We start from the raw sequence: 16,525 nt of genomic DNA, 5'->3' as shown, positions 1-16,525 counted from the left end.
CGTGCGATAGCCAGAGCAAGGCCTGCGGCAGGCTTGCTACAGCGGCAACGCACGCATCTCAGGCCAGAGCGTTGGCTCAGACGGAATGAGCGGCACAAAAAAATTGCGCCCCCGCTTCTCTCAGGGGCGCAATTCCTCATCTCCGGAGAGACGATCGGGCCCAACACGGCATCAAAATGCCGTTTCAGGGCAGGGAACTCTTAAGGGTTAGTTTAGCCTAAGTTGAAAACCTGTCCCATCAAAATCCTGTGAAGCGGCAGCCTGCGCCCCTGTGCTGCTATCTGGCACGGCTGCAGCCGCCACGAGATCGGCGGCAACGGGCGAGAGCGCGGCAGTGGTCGAAAGCCGATCGACGGCGTCCCCCTCGGCCAGATCGACGGAGGGCGCAATCCCTTCCGCGCCCGCGAATTCATTGCCAGGCAGGCGATTACGCGCCTTGAGAAAAGCGGTTACAGCCTCCGGCGTTGGTCGCGACACGAAGAGGATGGGCGAGCCACCAAGCCAGGCTTCCGTGCGCACCAGCCGGATCTCGCCATGGATGCGGCGCATCTCCAGCCTCTCCTCGTCGCCGCCCATATCAGGCACGATATAGCTCAGCCGCTTTTCCGCGCGCGGCGCCTCGGGCCGGCAGGTATCGCAACGGATCTGGACGACTGCATGGTTGCCGAAAAGGCCGTCGGCGCCGATCACGTCGATCGACCCGGCCGCGGCAGGCCCCGGCGACAGGAGGCCGATCAGCAAAAGCCCAGCGCATCCTGCCAAAAAGCGGAAGCGGCTCGACGCTCTTGGCGCAGTTGCATGCTTTACAGGCGGGCATCGCATCGACAGTCGTCTCCCGTTCTTGTCCGGCCTCGCGCGCCTTGTAGGCAGTTGGCAGCCCGACAGGTTCAGTGCGCGAGGAGGAAGTCTGCGGCGTTTCCAACTGCCGATATCCCCTGATATGCGGCAGAGATCTGTCGAGAACGACAGAAGCGACATGCCGCGATCTCCCGCGCTTGGTCGGATCTATTATGTGCGCTTGTTCTTACGGGTCTGTCAGGAAGACTGGTAAAAATTCCCTGAAGTGCCTGTACCCACCTGCCCTCTTTCGATGCAGAATGGGGCAGAGGCCGGAGGATGTCGACCGCAACGCGATCCATAGCACTGCGTCCGTCGCTATGAGGACGGCAGAGACTGGTCAGGAAGCGCTACGCGCTCACGCCTCTTCGCGCTCAATGGCCCGCCAGCCAATATCGCGACGGCAGAAGCCATTGTCCCAGCCTATCTGATCGACGACCGCATAGGCAGTCTCGCGCGCTTCGCGCACGCTCGTACCGGTGGCGGTGACATTCAGCACGCGTCCGCCTGTTGCCACCAGCTGGCCGTTCTTCAGGGCCGTGCCGGCATGGAAGATCTTGGTCTGCGCGGTCTCCGGCGCCAGCCGGTCGATCGGCGTGTCGCGCGTGAAGCTGCCTGGATAGCCCTTCGATGCCATGACGACGGTCAAGGCCGGTTCCGGTCGCCACTCGGCGTTCATGCCCTCCAGCGTGCCAGTCGCGGCAGCATGGAGCAGCGGCAGGAGGTCGCTCTCCATCCGCATCATCAGCACCTGGGTTTCCGGATCGCCGAAACGGACATTGTATTCGATCAGTTCCGGCCCTTTGTCCGTGATCATCAGCCCGGCAAAAAGCACACCGGTGAAGGGCGTGCCCTGTTCGGCCATGCCGCGTATGGTCGGCAGGATGATGCGCTCCATGGTCGCCTGCGTCATGGCCTCGCTCATCACGGGGGCAGGGGAATAAGCGCCCATGCCGCCGGTATTCGGGCCCGTATCGCCATCGCCGACCCGCTTGTGGTCCTGGGCGGAGGTCAAGGGCAGGGCGGTCTTGCCATCACACAGGCAGAAGAAACTCGCTTCTTCGCCATCGAGAAAGGCTTCAACCACCACCTCGGCCCCGGCGGCGCCGAAGGTGCCGGAAAAGCAATCGTCGACGGCGGCCAGCGCGTCCTCCAGCGTCATGGCCACGGTCACGCCCTTTCCTGCGGCCAGCCCATCTGCCTTGATGACGATGGGCGCGCCTTGCTCGCGAATATAGTGCCTGGCAGGCTCGGCCGCGCGAAAGCGGCGATAGGCGCCGGTCGGAATGTCGAAGCGGGCGCAAAGATCCTTGGTGAAGCCCTTTGAGCCCTCCAGTGCGGCTGCCGCCTGCGATGGTCCAAAAACGGCCAAGCCTGCCTCGCGCAGCACATCCGAAAGCCCCGCGACGAGTGGTGCCTCGGGCCCGATGACAATGAGATCGATGCGCTGCTCCGCGCAGAAGGCGCTGACGGCGGCATGATCATCCACATGAAGCGCAACACAGGTCGCGACTTCTGCAATGCCTGGATTGCCGGGGGCGCAGAAGAGATGCGTGAGGCGCGGCGATTGGGCGAGCTTCCAGGCCAGCGCATGTTCCCGCCCGCCAGCCCCGATCAGCAACACCTTCATTCCCGCCTCCGTCTGGCCTGTCCGATGATGTCGGTGGCGTTACGGTGCGCGTCCGGATGGGTCAAGACAAAAAGCGCTGCGGGGTTCTTGCCGCGCGCGGCCATGTCCCGCATTTCGCTCATCTAACAACGGAGGGCAAGCGATCAGGCGATCCGCAAGGGCGGCTCTGCCTCGGGGATCTCGCGCCCATAATCGGTCTCGCGCGAAAGGGCCCAGAAGCCGAGTTCGGCCAGCACCAGCGGCTTGCTGATCAGGTAGCCCTGGTACAGATTGCAGCCGGCGCGCGCCAGCTCGGCGAATTTCGAATGGGTGTCGACACCCTCCGCCACCACGGTCATGCCGCGCGCGTGGCAGAGCGCGATCATGGCGGTCAGCGCCTGGAGATTTTCCGCGCAGGCAAGCTTCTGCACGATGCCGCGATCGAGCTTGATCGTGTCCGCGCGGTAGTCGATCAGCTGTTGCAGGCTGTTATAGCCTGCGCCAAAATCATCGATGGAAATGCGGAAACCCGCTTCCGACAGCCGCGAGAGCATGCGCTCGGCGCGCGCCGACAGGGAGACCGAATAGGTCTCCGTCAGCTCGATCTCGATCAGCCGGGGATCGACGCCATGCGCGGTCGTGGCCGCGATGAAGCGGTCGGCAATCTCGTCATGGTGCAGTTCGGCCGAGGAGATGTTGATGGCGAGAATGGTGCTGGCACCGAACAGCGCGGCCAGCGCTGCGTGATCGCGGATCGCCCGGTCGGTCACCCAGCAATCGATCTTGCTGAACAGGCCCGAGGCCTCGGCGATCGGCACGAATTCGTCCGGCCCGACGCGGCCGAGGATCGGCGAGGTCCAACGCAGGAGCGCTTCGCAGCCGATCACCTTGCCCGTTCGTTCGATTACCGGCATGTAGACCAGGTGGAATTCCTCGTCCGGATCGATCTGCTGCAGTTCCTCGCGGATCAGACGCGTGCGGTCGCGCTTGTCCTGCAACACGCGGGAAAAGCGCGAGGACCTGTTCTTGCCGCTGGTCTTGGCCTGGTACATGGCCGCATCGGCATTGGCCACCAGTTCGCTCAAGGTCTGCGCATCGTAGGGGCAGAGCGCTACGCCGATGCTGGCCGTCACCGGATAGCTCTTGTCGCGCATGATGAAGCCGCCGCTAAACAGGCCGAGGATCGCCTCGCATACGGCGCGCGTCGTGCCCTGGCCAGGCGGCGTTTGAATCAGCACGGCAAATTCGTCGCCCGAGAGCCGCGCGAGGATGGGCATCGGCAGGGCGCGCAGGGTGGTGATCGTGCGCACGGCCTCGCCCAGCCGGCGCGCCAGATGGCGCAGCAATTCATCACCGACGCCGTGACCATATTTGTCGTTGACGAATTTGAAGTTGTCGATGTCGATGAACAGCAGGCTGCAGTGGCCGCCATAGGTCAGCGCACGCTCGATGGCATTGGCCGCGACGATCTGGAAGTGGCTGCGGTTGCTGATGCCCGTGAGCGAATCGGTCCAGGAGGCCTGCTGGATCAGGTTGAGGGATTGCTGCGACTGATTGTGCAGGGCGCGGATGTTGCGTGTCAGCCGCCCGACTTCGAGAGCGGCGCCCATATCCTTGATGCTGTCGCTTTCGCCGGTCATCACCGCCGTCACCTCGCGGTCGAGCGCGGCGATCGGCTGCAGCACGAAGCGCCGCATCAGCGCCAGGATCAGCCCGACCGACAGGAGGCTCATCACCAGGACTCCGACAACAAGGAGGCCCTTGAGGCCGCCCATCGTCGCGCTGATATGATGGCTGGGGATGGTGAAGGAGAGATATTGCTGCGTCGGCAGCCGCACCATCGCCACATTGGGCGCGGAGTTCGGCGGCCGATCGGACAGCGTGGTGACACCTTCGTATTCGGTTTCGATCCGCTGGAGCAAACGCAGGAAATCCTTCGGCTCCGTGCCCACCTGGATCAGCAGCGCCTGGCCGCGCGCGCTCGGAACGGCGCGCATGAAGGTGACCGGATCGAGAAACTCGGAATAGACGATGATCGGGCGGCCTCCCACATCGGGTAGATAGTCCCAGCGGCGGCCTTCGCCTGATGTCAGCAACCGCTCGCCGAGTGCCTTCTGTGCCGTGCTCAGTTCGGCGAAGGGATCGTCGCTGTTCTCGAAATAATAGGTCGGCTCAAGGCCTGGCTTGAGGATCGTGAAGGAGATGAAGGTCTTGGGATCGTCCAGAAGCTGGCGGATCGATTGCTGTAGCCGCATGCCGAGCGAGCGGCCGCGATAGGTCTCGTCCGGTTCGGAGACGAATTTGCGAACCGCGTCCCCTTCGGCAATCGCATAATAGAAGTTGCGGGCCTGGCCGATCGCTGTGGTGAACAGGGCTGCGGCATGATCGAGCTTCTGCGAAAGCCGCGCCTGTTCGAGCGCGAGCATCGCCTGGCTCTGCGCGGTGTAAACCAGCGAGGCAGCCAGGATGTAGCTGAAGAGGACAGCCGGGAAGAGGAGGAGGAAGGTGCGTTTGCCGAGCGTCACTGGAAGCTCGCCATGGCGGTGATGATCCGTCTGCGTACCTGGATCGATTGCATGGAAAGCGGTGTCGGGAACTGGCTTTTTGCAAGAGCCTCCTGGGGCGGATAGATTTCCGGATCGCCGCGCTGTTCGGGTGGCACCAAGGCGAGTGCGGCCGTGCTGAGCACCGGCATGCGTAGCGCCACGGCATTTTGCGCGGCCTGTTTCGGCTGGCTGAGGAAATTGACGAGATCGATGGCCAGCGCCTTGCGGGGCGAGGCCGCCATCACCGCCAGGCAGTCCAGCCAGGAAAGCGTTCCCTCCCGCGGCACGGCATAGCGCCACAGCCCCGGCCGGCCGAGCTTCTCGTTCAGCGCCTTCTGGTCGCCGCTATAACCGAGCGCCAGATAGAGGCGGTCGCCGATCTCCGGGTTCTGGATCGACGACATGATGTATTCATAGGTCAGCACATAGGGCGCCTGCCGCTTCATCAGGTCGAAGGCGGCCTTCAGGACGGACTTCTCGTTGGTGTTGATCGACTGGCCGAGATAGACGAGCGCAGGCACGAAGGCTTCGTTGTGATCGTCATACATGGCGACATGCTTGCGCAGGCCCGAGGACGGCAGTAGCAGATCTTCCCACGATGTCGGCTTCTCGGTCACCACGTCCGAGCGGTAGAGAATACCCATCGTGCCCCAGAGATAAGGCACGCCGTAGCCGCCGCACCGGTCCCGCCAGGCCGGAACATAGTTTGCGAGCGCCGGCACCGTGCTGCCGGTCAACGGCTCGAGAATGCCGCGCTTGCCGAAGAGCGGACCACTGCTTTCGCCAATCACCACGAGATCGACATGGTTGGCCGCATCGGCCAGCATCTCGTCGCGCAGATCGCCGCTGTCATAATAGGTCTGCTTGACGTCGACGCCGGTTTTCGCGCTCCATTCCCGCAGCAGCGCCGGATCGACATAGGCTTCCCAGATCAACAGATTCAACGTCTCAGCCGATGCCTGGCCCGAAAGGACCATGCATATCAAGAGCAGCGCGGCGCGTAGGACGTTTGGCATTCTCAGCTTCCATCGACAACAGTCGAAGGGTGCACGGCAAAGTTTGACGAATGCTTATCGAGAGGGCGCTGGATGAGGTCCGTGTCGATGACCTTAAAAAAGTGTTTCAAATCATAAATCCAAGGGTTACGCTTCCTGGACTGTCGTCAGGGCCGATGCCGGCATGAGCAACCACCGCGCGCATTATCCCTCTGTTTCAGCCTGCAGATCCGTGTGGCGCCGCCTGGTTCGCGCACTGACTCCGTTTGTCTGCTTGACGCATGAAGCTTGCCGCTGCATGGAGACGTCATGAGCCTCCTCTCTTCCGAGACCGGCCGCGTGGCCGATGCGCCCTCCGATAACTGGGTTTACCGCGTGCTGCCGCGTGGCCTCTGGCCGCATGCGCAGCTTGCGCGCTGGGACCGGCCGATCGGCTGGCAGCTTCTGATGTGGCCCTGTTTCTGGTCGGCGGCGCTCGCGGCCAATGTCGCGGCGGGAGCGGGCGTCGCCGAACCCGGACGGTTCGCCTGGCATCTGCTGCTGTTCTTCATCGGCTCCGTAGCCATGCGCGGCGCGGGCTGCACCTATAATGACCTTGTCGATCACGAGATCGACGCCTCGGTGGCGCGCACGCGGTCCCGCCCGTTGCCGTCAGGGCGCATCACCCGGCGCAGCGCCAAGCTCTTCATCCTGGCGCAGGCGCTGGTCGGGCTTGTGGTTCTTCTGCAGTTCAACGGCGCGTCCGTGCTGCTCGGCATGGCTTCGCTGGTCGTGGTCGCCGCTTATCCCTTCGCCAAGCGGATCACCAACTGGCCGCAGCTCGTTCTCGGCCTTGCCTTTTCCTGGGGTGCGCTGATGGGCTGGTCGGCCGCCTTCGGCTCGGTCGGCTTGCCGGCGGTGGCGCTTTATCTGTCCGCCGTTCTTTGGACGGTCGGTTATGACACGATCTATGCCTATCAGGATCGGGAAGACGATGCTCTCGTAGGGATCGGCTCGACCGCGCGGCGCTTCGGCGATCGGCCAAAGCCTTGGCTCACCGGGCTTTACGGCGCCGCACTTGTGTTGATGATCCTGGCTTTCACCACAACCGGCGTCGGCTTTCTTGCCTATCTCGGCCTGTTCGTGGCGGCGGTCGTGCTGGCCTATCAGATCCTCGCCTTGCGCATCCATGATGCCGGGCAATGCTTGATCCTGTTCAGGACCAACAATCTGGTCGGGCTTATTCTCTTTCTCGGCCTCGTGGCAGCCTGGCTGGTCCGGCTGCTCTGATTGCCGGATTCGCTAAGGGTTGCCCGCGCGCTGCGCGCAGCCGAATCAAAGCGTGCTCAACCCCAGCTCAGCTCGTCGCCACGGCGCTGTGCGATACGGGCCTTCGGACGGCTGAGAGCGGACCGAAGCATGGCCAGCAGAGCCAGGATCTTGCGCATGGAAGCCTCCCTTGACATCGTCGCCTGCGGCCATTGTCGGCCGCCAGAGCATGTGTGCGAGGCTGTTGTGGCACATTGAAGGCAGGCAATGCTGTTTCCTGCGGAACAGGAGCGGAGCATCCAGCGTGCCCCATCTTGGGAAAGCGCAATCCGCCGAGCAGCACAAAAGCCTGCCCTATTCTGCCGGACGCCAGCAGCATGTTTTCTGCTTTAGCGCAGCGATTGTCATAAGGCGCTGCGCATTTTCCGTGACAAGCGAACGCCAGAAACGAAAAACCGGCCGCAGGGAACACGACCGGCTTTCCGCACTGGAGATGATGTGTTTTGAAACAGATGCGGAAAGGAATCGCTTTTTTTCGTCCTGCTAAAGAACACGATGCGACCCTTGTCTTTCTGGCTTGCCCGGGGCTTGCACCGCACAGGTGCTGCCTCGTTCTAAGGCGCCCAGACGTGAATAGTACAGGCACGCCGATCAGTCGCGCGCGATGATCTCCCGACCTTCAAGGCGCAGGCTGACGCCCAGACTGCCCGGCGTGCGGCGCATCAGGAAGCGAGGGCGGCGGTTGGCGATCAGGCTGTGCCGGCGCCGCTGGCGCAGATCCTGAGTGCGCATCTCGCCCAGATGGTCCTCCAGCGGGCGGGCCACGCCATCGGCTTCCACCATCAGCATGGGAATGCGATAGGCCTGCGCCCATGCGCGCCAGTCGGCGGCGATGTCGCAGAGATCATGCGCCACCAGAAGCGGAACGCAGAGATCCGGATCGGAATGATGCAGTTCGAGCGTGACGGTGACTTCGCCATTGCCGTGATCGATCGCGCGGGCGGCCACGCCCTTGAAGGCGCGGGCCGGCAGGGCGATGGAGAGCGGCAGGCCGCTATTGGGCAGCAGCTTGCGCATCACCGCGCCGCGTTCGTCGAGATGGATGGTCACGTCACCCGCCTCGGAATTGATGGAATAGGTAACCTGCTGGGGAATTCGCCGCGGATCGACCCTCAGCGTGGTTTCGAGCCAGGCCGGTTGGGAAAGCGTGTTCAGCATCGTCTTTTCACCCTTGTTTCCTTGAGAGCCGGTTTCCGGTCTTTTCTCACCAGGGACGTTTTCGTCCTCTATGACCCCGAGGATAGGCGCGGCCCGTATGGGACCGCTTAAAAATCTGGGTTAAAAAACTCTGCGCTTTCCAATGGTTAGTAAAAGTCAACCCATGAAGGTTGCCAAAAGGTGAACCCCGGCCTTCAAGCCGGCGGATCGACAAGGCGATTGGCGGCAGTCAAAGCCAGGGCAGCGTGCAGCGCCGATCAGGCTCGCGCAAGTCGCTCCTTCTAGGCTCACGGGCAACGAAAATCCGTCTTTTCGGCACCCTGCGAGCGCGGCGGGGCCGAAGCGACATGCCTGGGGTCGGTGCTGGTGGCCTGCTTGCGGCAAAGTGGGACGCCGCCTGCGGCGCCGTGCCCGCCTCAAAGCCGGAAGGGCACGCAATGGTTTCGACCTATCTCCAGTACAATCTCGTGACCCGGGATATGAAGGCGAGCATTAACCGCATTGCCGGCGATACGCTGGTGGCGCGCGACACCGCCTACTACAAGGAGAACATCGGCAAGGTCAAAACGGTCGACGAATTCGTCAACGACTACCGCCTGTTCTCCTATGCGATGAAGGCCTATGGCCTTGAGGACATGACCTATGCCAAGGCCTTCATGAAGAAGGTTCTGGAAAGCGATCTCAACGACGACAACAGCTATGCCAACAAGCTGACCGACGAGCGCTATCGCAACTTCGCCATGGCCTTCGGCTTTTCCAAGAGCACCGCCGTCCTGCAGAGCAATGCGCAGGAAGATGCGGTGATCGGCCTCTATAATGAGAGCGTCGCCAATCTCGACAGCGTGATGAAGTCAGACGCGAACTATTTCGACGCGATGACGACCAGCGGCCAGAACGTCGATCAGTTCCTGCACAATGATCGGCTGCGCAACTACACCTTCACCGTCTTCGGGATCAACGAGAAGAGTTACGTCTACAACGACGTGCGCGGCGCCATGACCAGCGATCTCAGCGATTCCAACAGCTACTTCAATCAGAATTGGCAGCCTTACATCACGGCTTATGAAACGCTAGGCCCCGGCCTGACGACGGAGGCCAACCAGCGTTCGACCCGTCTCAGTCTCGTCAAGCAGATCAACCAGTGGAACATCGACAAGACTGCGGCAGGCGCCGACACCGCCGCAATTCAGGCAAAGATTGACGACGCGCAGACCACCGTGGATTCGCTCAACCAGTCCTTGCCGGCCTATACGGACGATGCCACGGAAGCGCAGACTGTCGCGGACATCCAGAATCGCCTGGCGACGATGAAAAGCTACTCCAACCAGGCCTATGCCTATAAGGACCTTGCCACCTTCTTCCACTTCAATGCCGATGGCAGCGCGCCGGCCAACAATGCCTCGTTCATCAGCGACGAAAACAAGGCGAACATGCGCGAGGCCTATTTCGCCAATTCCAAGCGCGTGACGCCGGGCGCGGCGATGATCAACAAGCAGCACTACGAGACCGACATTCAGACTGTGAAGACGGTCAAGGACCTGATCACCAATTCGAAGCTGTTCAATTATATGGTCACGGCCTATGGCCTGCCGGCCAGCACGCTGACCACGGAGATGGAGAATGTGCTGACCGACGATCCAACCGCTCCCGACAGCTATATCGCCAAGTCCGGGAAGATGAAGGATCTCTATACCCAGATCAACAAGGACTTCAACTTCGCGACCGACGGCACGGTCAAGAGCGGCATGACCGCCCAGACGGCGACGCAGATGGCCAACACATCCAATGGCTATCTCGTCTATTACAACGACAAGGATGACGCCGCCGACGAGGCCCTGATCGCTGCCTATAAAAAGGCTCTCGCGACCGCCAGCGCCACTGATCAGATCACCAATGTCGACAAGTTCCTCGCCAACACGACCGTTCTCAAGGTGGCCCTGACTGCCTTTGGCCTCGACAAGGCGGATCTGACCACACGCCAGCTCAAGCAGATCCTGACCTCGGATCTCAACGATCCCAAAAGCTATGCCAACACGCAGAAGGACGACCGCTTCATCCAGCTCGCCAAGGCCTATAACTTCAAGCCGGATGGCGCATTGGGCGCGCCCATGATGGCGCAGTCGGAAAGCGAACTTCTGGTCATTTCCAAGAATTACGTTCTGCGCAAGGCCCAGTTCGGGACGAAGGAGGACAAGACCAAGGCCGAAGCTGAAGCGACTTACTACAGCGACAACGTCGCCAAGGTCCAAAGCCTGGACGATCTCCTGAAGAACAGCCGCCTGACGAATTTCGTGCTCGAAGCTTATGGTCTGGATCCGACCAAATATGACAAGGCCGAGCTGAAGAAGATCTTCACCTCCGATCTCTCGGATCCCAAGAGCTACATCAATACGCTTGAGGAAACGAAATTCCGCGACATCGTCTCCTCCTTCAACTTCAATGCTGCAGGCCAGGTCGTACGGCCGGTCGCCGGCCAGATCCAGACCCGCCATGGGCTGATGCAGACGCAGGACATGTATTACAACCAGTCGCTGGAAGAGACCCAAGGTGAGGACAATGCCGGCGTTCGCCTTGCGCTCTATTTCCGCCGCACGGCCAACAATATCGGCAGCGCCTACGACATCCTGGCCGATACAGCGCTTCTCGAAGTGGTCCGCACCGCCTTCAGCATCCCTGAGGAGATGCAGCAGGCCGATGTCGACGTGCAGAAGGCCTATATCGACAAGGTGCTGAAGGTGCAGGATCTGCACGATCCGGCAAAGCTGGAGAAGTTCCTGACCCGCTTCGCCGCGCTCTACGATTCCACCAACAATACCGACGTCTCTCCAGCCGTCACGCTTCTCGGCTCCAGCGGCGGCTCGACCGGCATCAGCGCGGACACGCTGATGACGCTGACGCAGCTTCGCACGGGCGGGTTCTGACGAATCAGGCAGCGTCGGTCCTTCGGCAACCGCCGCCTCATGCCTGCGACGACATGGCCAGGAGCTTGCCGGGATTCATGATCCCGGCGGGATCGAATGCGGCCTTGATGCGCTGCATCAGCGCGATCTCGATGCCGCCGCGCACCTCGGCCAATTCGTCGCGCTTCAGCTGGCCAATCCCATGTTCGGCCGAGATCGATCCGCCGAGATCAAGGGCGATCGCATGGACGATGGCGTTGATTTCGCGCCACCGGGCGAGGAAAGCCTGCGTATCGGCGCCGACAGGCTGGGAAATATTATAATGGATATTGCCGTCGCCCATATGGCCGAAGGCACAGATGCGTGCGCCGGGAATGGCCTTGAGCACGGCCGCATCGGCGGCGGCCATGAAGGCGGGAATGGCGGCGACAGGCACGGAGAGGTCATGCTTGATCGAGCCGCCCTCCGGCTTTTGCGCGGGCGACATGCTTTCGCGCATGTGCCAAAGCGCCTGCGCCTGCGCGTCGCTCGCAGCCACCACGGCGTCGCGCACCAGCTCGGCTTCGTGCCCCTCTTCCAGAATGGCCAGCATCAGTGCCTGCGCGCCCTCAGCCGAATCGGCGGTGGAGATATCGATCAGTGCATACCAGGGGTGAGCGCTGGGAAGGGGATCGCGCACGCCAGGAATATGGCGGCTGGTGAAGTCCACGCCGATGCGCGGCATCAGCTCGAACCCCGTCAAGGCAGGGCCGGCGCGATCCGCCGCTCTTTCGAACAAGGCCAGAGCGTCCTCGACCGAGGAAAGCCCTGTGAACGCCACCTGATGGCCGCGGGGACGGGGAAAAAGTTTTAAAACCGCCGCCGTGATCACGCCCAAGGTGCCTTCAGCGCCAATGAAGAGGTCGCGCAGGTCGTAGCCCGTATTGTCCTTCTTCAGCCGCCTCAGCCCGTTCCAGATCTCGCCGGTCGGCAGCACCACCTGCAGACCCAGGCAGAGCTGGCGCATATTGCCATAGGCGAGCACTGCCGTGCCGCCGGCATTGGTGGAGAGCAGGCCGCCGATGCGCGCCGAGCCTTCCGAGCCGAGCGAAAGCGGGAAAAGCCGGCCCACCCCGTCGGCGGCGCGCTGGATGTCGGCGAGCACGCAGCCGGCCTCGCAGGTCAAGGTGTTGCCGGTCGGGTCGATTGCGTGAATGCGGGTGAGGCGCTCCAGCGACAGCATCAGGTCGCCGCCGGCCTCGCGCGGCATGCCGCCGGCCACATGGCCGGTATTGCCGCCCTGCGGCACGATCGGCGTCCCGGTCTCGCTGGCAAGTTTCAGGATTGCGGCAACCTCATCGACCGTGCCTGGCTTGAGCAGCATCGGCGTCGTGCCATGGTAGAGCCCCCGGCTCTCCTTCAGATAGGGCGTCAGCGCCTCAGCATCCGTCACAGCATAAGATGGACCGACAAGGGCGGCAAATCGCGACAGCAGACCGGCATCCGGCACGTTGGGGGAAGGGGATGTCATCGGCGGTCTCCTCTCTCGTGGTCTGATTTTGACGTTTGCAGCCGCTTGCCGCGCCTTTGAAAGGCAATGTCAAAACCGTCCGAGATTACTAGCAATTCTTTGTTTTACAGCGGAATTTTAGAGTTTGACATTTGATCCTCAAGATCGCCGCAGATGGGCATCGAATGTCAAATTCCTTCCACTGGTGGCGGCGTCAACCACGCGGTGCGGCGGCGCGCATCAGTCTGTCGCGGATCGCTTCGCCCAGGCCGTCGCCGGGGATCGGGGTCACGGCTATGCCGGCGTGCGCCTGGCGGTCCGCCTCCTTCAGCGCGGAAAACAGCCGGGCCGCGGCTGTGCGCAGATCGCCTGTCCGGCTAAGCTCGATGACGATCGCGGCCTGTTCCTCGCCTGGTACAGGGGCGGAGCCGAAGCGGATCAGCGCTTCACCCGGTCGCACCTGCGTCACATCGAGCCGGACCAACGCATCCGGCGCGTAGTGCGACGCCAGCATGCCCGGCGCCAGGATGGTTGCGCCCGGCGTTTCGAGCCGCGTCAGCGCATGCCCGCTGACACGTTCGATCTCGGCCGCGTCAAGCCCGCCGGGGCGCAGGAGCGTCAGCGTCTTGCCGTCGACCTTGACGATGGTCGACTCGACCCCGACGGGGCAGGGGCCGCCATCCAGGATCAGCGCGATCTTTTCGCCCAGGTCCTCGGCGACATGGGTTGCCATGGTCGGGCTGATGCGGCCGGAGGTGTTGGCGCTCGGCGCGGCCAGCGGCCGGCCGAAGGCGGAGATCAGCCGGCGGGCAAAACCGTCGGGCATTCTCAGTCCGATCGTGTCGAGCCCGGCACTGGCGAGCGGATCGATGGCGACGCCATCGCCCGGGTCGCGCCGCAGCGGCAGAACCAAGGTAAGAGGACCGGGCCAGAAGCGCTCGGCCAGCCTGCGCGAGATGGGGTCGAAGACCGCATGGCGCTCTGCCATCGCCATATCGCCGACATGGGCGATCAGCGGGTTGAAGCGTGGGCGCCCTTTCGTCTCATAGATCGACAGCACCGCCTCGGCTCGCGTCGCATCGGCGGCCAGGCCATAAACGGTCTCGGTGGGGATGGCGACCGGCCGCCCGCTCGACAGCACTTCGACGCCTCGGGAAAGCGCACGGTCGGGCTCTGCGGCTGTGTCGATGATCTCGGCCATGCTGGGTCATCCGCTGCTGTGCCGGCCTGAACGCAAGCGCCGGCCCGCCCATGCGCGATGGCGGGCGGTTTCATGCTCAATCCCGCTTTCTTTACCCGTGCGGGTGCGAAAGACCAAACGGCTTTTCGCCTTTGGACCCGCAGGATCGACAGCTCAGAGCGCGCGGATGATCGCCCGCAGCGCGGCGCTTGGCGTGCCCATCTGCAGCACGTTCTTCATGGCCACCCGGGGATCGCTGGTGCGGAAGAGAATGCCGTCATCATGCACGCTGGTGTCGATCAGCAGGCGCGAGCCGGTCTGGTCGGCCTTGGTCGCCACGGCGAAATACATGCGGCTGCGGCCGGGCGCGATATGATCGAAAAAATGCGTCTCGTCGCCGATATCGGCAAAGAAATTGGCAAGATAGAAGGACCAGGAGACCGGGCCGAACTTCTCGAAGGCCGTGCGCCAGGCGGTCACGTGGCAATAGCCGAGATGCGGGCGCCCTTCGATGATCTGGTGAAAGACCAGCTTGGGAAGGCGGATCGAGGGGTGAAACCGGTTCAGGCGCTCATGGGTCAGGTCAGCTGCGGCAAGCAGCTTGCGCGCCGTGCGCGCGCCGGCCTCGTCATGCGAGATATAGCGGCGTTCGGTCGGCTTGCGCCGCTGAACGCGCTCAATGCGCCCCGTGCGCAGGAATTCGCTATGGGCCGAGCGCGGCGCCTTGAGATAGCCCGCACGGCCACCGGACACATAATAACGGATCTTCGACATCGCGCTTTCCACATGGCCGTCCGACATGGTTCGGACGCGCCAGGCAATTCTCTGCATTTATCCTTAAGAAAGGCTAAAACATCCGCGATATCGTTGCTTCGGCGCATGCTGCCGCCGCCATTCAGCACATGTCGCAAAGAGGCATGTGCCAAAAGCAGGAGGCGGTGCGCGGCATAAATTTGGCACTTCTGCTTAAAAATCCGCCATCATCTTGTTTCTCTTGTGTATTGCGCGGCGCAGCTGCTTTTCGCCCGATGGTGGGGCCTTGTCGTCTTCTTGGAATTGCATGTCGTTAATCGGCTGCCGTTTTTCCCTCGGCTCGGGTTAGATGGAAGAAGCTTGACGGCGCGGCGTTCGACGGCAGGCGATGGTGACGGTCCGGGAGGGCTGCAAGATCCCGTCCCGGCCTCTCACGTCGCTTTTGCGGCCTGACGGGAAAACGCTGGACGGGCGTGCACCCTCTGACGCAAAGGACGAACGAGATGGATCTGCGCGGCGACGTACTCCGCAAACTGAAGAACCGGCGCGAAGGCTATAGTCTGGAGCAGGCCTTCTACACCGATGCGGACATCTACAAGCTCGATCTGGAAGAGATCTGGTACAAGGACTGGCTGTTCGTCGGCCATGATTGCGAGATCCCCAAGGCCGGCAATTATTTCACCGTCCAGATCGGCGATTACCCCGTCGTCATCGTGCGTGACCGGCAGGGTACGATCCGCGCTTTGCACAATTCCTGTCGTCATCGCGGCTCGCGCGTCTGCACCAGCCATAAGGGCGCCTCGGCCAAGCTTGTCTGCCCCTATCACCAGTGGACCTACGAGCTGGATGGTTCGCTGCTCTTCGCCCGGCAGATGGGCGAGGATTTCGACAAGGCGGCCCACAGCTTGAAGCCGATCGCCTGCGAGAGCTTCGGCGGCTATATCTTCATCTGTCTCTCCGAAACGCCGATGGACTTCGCGCCGGTGCGCGATACGGTCAGCGCCTATCTGGCGCCACACCATCTCAAGGACACGAAGGTCGCGTTCGAAAGCACCATCGTGGAGAAGGGCAACTGGAAGCTCGTCTGGGAAAACAACCGCGAATGCTACCATTGCGCCAGCAACCACCCCGAGCTCTGCCGCACCTATCCGGAAGCCCCGTCGGCAACCGGCGTTCAGGGTGCTGCCGATGATCCGGTCATCTCCGAGCACTGGTCACGCTGTGAGGCATCCGGCCTGCCGAGCGAGTTCAAGATGTCGCCTACCGGCCAGTTCCGCGTGGCGCGCATGCCGCTGATCGAAGGCGCGGAAAGCTATACGATGAGCGGCGAGCGGGCGGTCAAGCGCCGTCTGTCGGACGAGGTGACGCAGAGCCATATCGGCACGCTTCTGCTCTTCCACTATCCCACCACTTGGAACCATGTGCTGGCCGACCATGCGATCTCCTTCCGCGTGCTGCCGCTCGGCCCGGAACTGACGCAGGTGACGACGAAATGGCTGGTGCACAAGGATGCGGTAGAGGGTGTCGATTACAAGCTCGACGAACTCACCCATGTCTGGAACGAGACCAACGACCAGGATCGCCGCATCGTCGAGGAAAATGCCTTCGGCATCCGCTCGCCGGCCTACGAGCCCGGCCCCTATTCGCCCGAGCATGAAGGCGGCGTGATGCAGTTCGTCGAATGGTATTGCAACTTCATGCAGGACCGTCTGCGCGGCGAAACCTCTCCTCTGTTCAAGGTCGCGTAATC

At 62.4% G+C, this 16,525-nt stretch carries 11 protein-coding genes; 3 read left to right on the top strand and 8 right to left on the bottom strand.

Annotated features, from left to right (window positions below):
- Positions 1-207 precede the first annotated feature (207 nt).
- The 4 genes from BMX61_RS05120 to BMX61_RS05105 form a co-directional block, all read right to left on the bottom strand.
- Entirely contained in the window at positions 208-741 is a 534-nt protein-coding gene (locus BMX61_RS05120) for a plant virulence effector HPE1-like domain-containing protein (RefSeq protein WP_075629134.1), read from the bottom strand.
- Positions 742-1,195: 454 nt separating this feature from the next.
- Positions 1,196-2,467, bottom strand: a complete 1,272-nt coding sequence (purD, locus tag BMX61_RS05115; protein WP_075629133.1) for a phosphoribosylamine--glycine ligase — start codon at positions 2,465-2,467, stop codon at positions 1,196-1,198.
- A gap of 143 nt (positions 2,468-2,610) precedes the next feature.
- A complete protein-coding gene (locus BMX61_RS05110; protein ID WP_075629132.1) occupies positions 2,611-4,971 on the bottom strand; it encodes a putative bifunctional diguanylate cyclase/phosphodiesterase in 2,361 nt (786 codons plus the stop codon).
- The gene (locus BMX61_RS05105) at positions 4,968-6,008 is read right to left on the bottom strand and encodes a polyamine ABC transporter substrate-binding protein (RefSeq protein ID WP_075629131.1); all 1,041 of its coding nucleotides are present in this window, start codon (positions 6,006-6,008) and stop codon (positions 4,968-4,970) included. Before BMX61_RS05105 ends, BMX61_RS05110 begins: the two co-directional genes overlap by 4 nt.
- A 288-nt stretch (positions 6,009-6,296) precedes the next feature.
- Here BMX61_RS05105 and ubiA point away from each other — a divergent pair, with 288 nt between their 5' ends.
- Complete coding sequence (gene ubiA, locus BMX61_RS05100) at positions 6,297-7,256, top strand: 4-hydroxybenzoate octaprenyltransferase (RefSeq protein ID WP_075629130.1); 960 nt, start codon at positions 6,297-6,299, stop codon at positions 7,254-7,256.
- Positions 7,257-7,886: 630 nt separating this feature from the next.
- On the opposite strand, the gene BMX61_RS05095 is transcribed toward ubiA, so the two are convergent.
- On the bottom strand, positions 7,887-8,453 hold the full coding sequence (locus tag BMX61_RS05095) for a DUF6101 family protein (protein ID WP_075629129.1): 567 nt from the start codon (positions 8,451-8,453) through the stop codon (positions 7,887-7,889).
- A gap of 437 nt (positions 8,454-8,890) precedes the next feature.
- On the opposite strand from BMX61_RS05095, the gene BMX61_RS05090 reads away from it, so the two are divergent.
- Positions 8,891-11,374, top strand: coding sequence for a DUF1217 domain-containing protein (locus BMX61_RS05090; protein ID WP_075629128.1), 2,484 nt, complete (start codon positions 8,891-8,893; stop codon positions 11,372-11,374).
- A 37-nt stretch (positions 11,375-11,411) separates the two neighbouring features.
- Here BMX61_RS05090 and BMX61_RS05085 read toward each other — a convergent pair whose 3' ends face one another.
- The 3 genes from BMX61_RS05085 to BMX61_RS05075 form a co-directional block, all read right to left on the bottom strand.
- Positions 11,412-12,863: an FAD-binding oxidoreductase gene (locus BMX61_RS05085; protein WP_075629127.1), complete on the bottom strand. Its 1,452-nt coding sequence runs from the start codon at positions 12,861-12,863 to the stop codon at positions 11,412-11,414.
- A gap of 193 nt (positions 12,864-13,056) precedes the next feature.
- Positions 13,057-14,043, bottom strand: coding sequence for an L-threonylcarbamoyladenylate synthase (locus BMX61_RS05080; RefSeq protein ID WP_075629126.1), 987 nt, complete (start codon positions 14,041-14,043; stop codon positions 13,057-13,059).
- A gap of 153 nt (positions 14,044-14,196) precedes the next feature.
- On the bottom strand, positions 14,197-14,796 hold the full coding sequence (locus tag BMX61_RS05075; protein ID WP_075629234.1) for a DUF6656 family protein: 600 nt from the start codon (positions 14,794-14,796) through the stop codon (positions 14,197-14,199).
- A 482-nt stretch (positions 14,797-15,278) separates the two neighbouring features.
- Here BMX61_RS05075 and BMX61_RS05070 point away from each other — a divergent pair, with 482 nt between their 5' ends.
- The gene (locus tag BMX61_RS05070) at positions 15,279-16,523 is read left to right on the top strand and encodes an aromatic ring-hydroxylating oxygenase subunit alpha (RefSeq protein ID WP_075629125.1); all 1,245 of its coding nucleotides are present in this window, start codon (positions 15,279-15,281) and stop codon (positions 16,521-16,523) included.
- Positions 16,524-16,525: the final 2 nt, after the last annotated feature.

Origin of the sequence: Xaviernesmea oryzae, assembly GCF_900109605.1 — a bacterium.
Lineage (GTDB): Bacteria > Pseudomonadota > Alphaproteobacteria > Rhizobiales > Rhizobiaceae > Xaviernesmea > Xaviernesmea oryzae.
The sequence above is the reverse complement of the archived record's forward strand: the minus strand, read 5'-3'. Positions and strand labels throughout refer to the sequence as shown.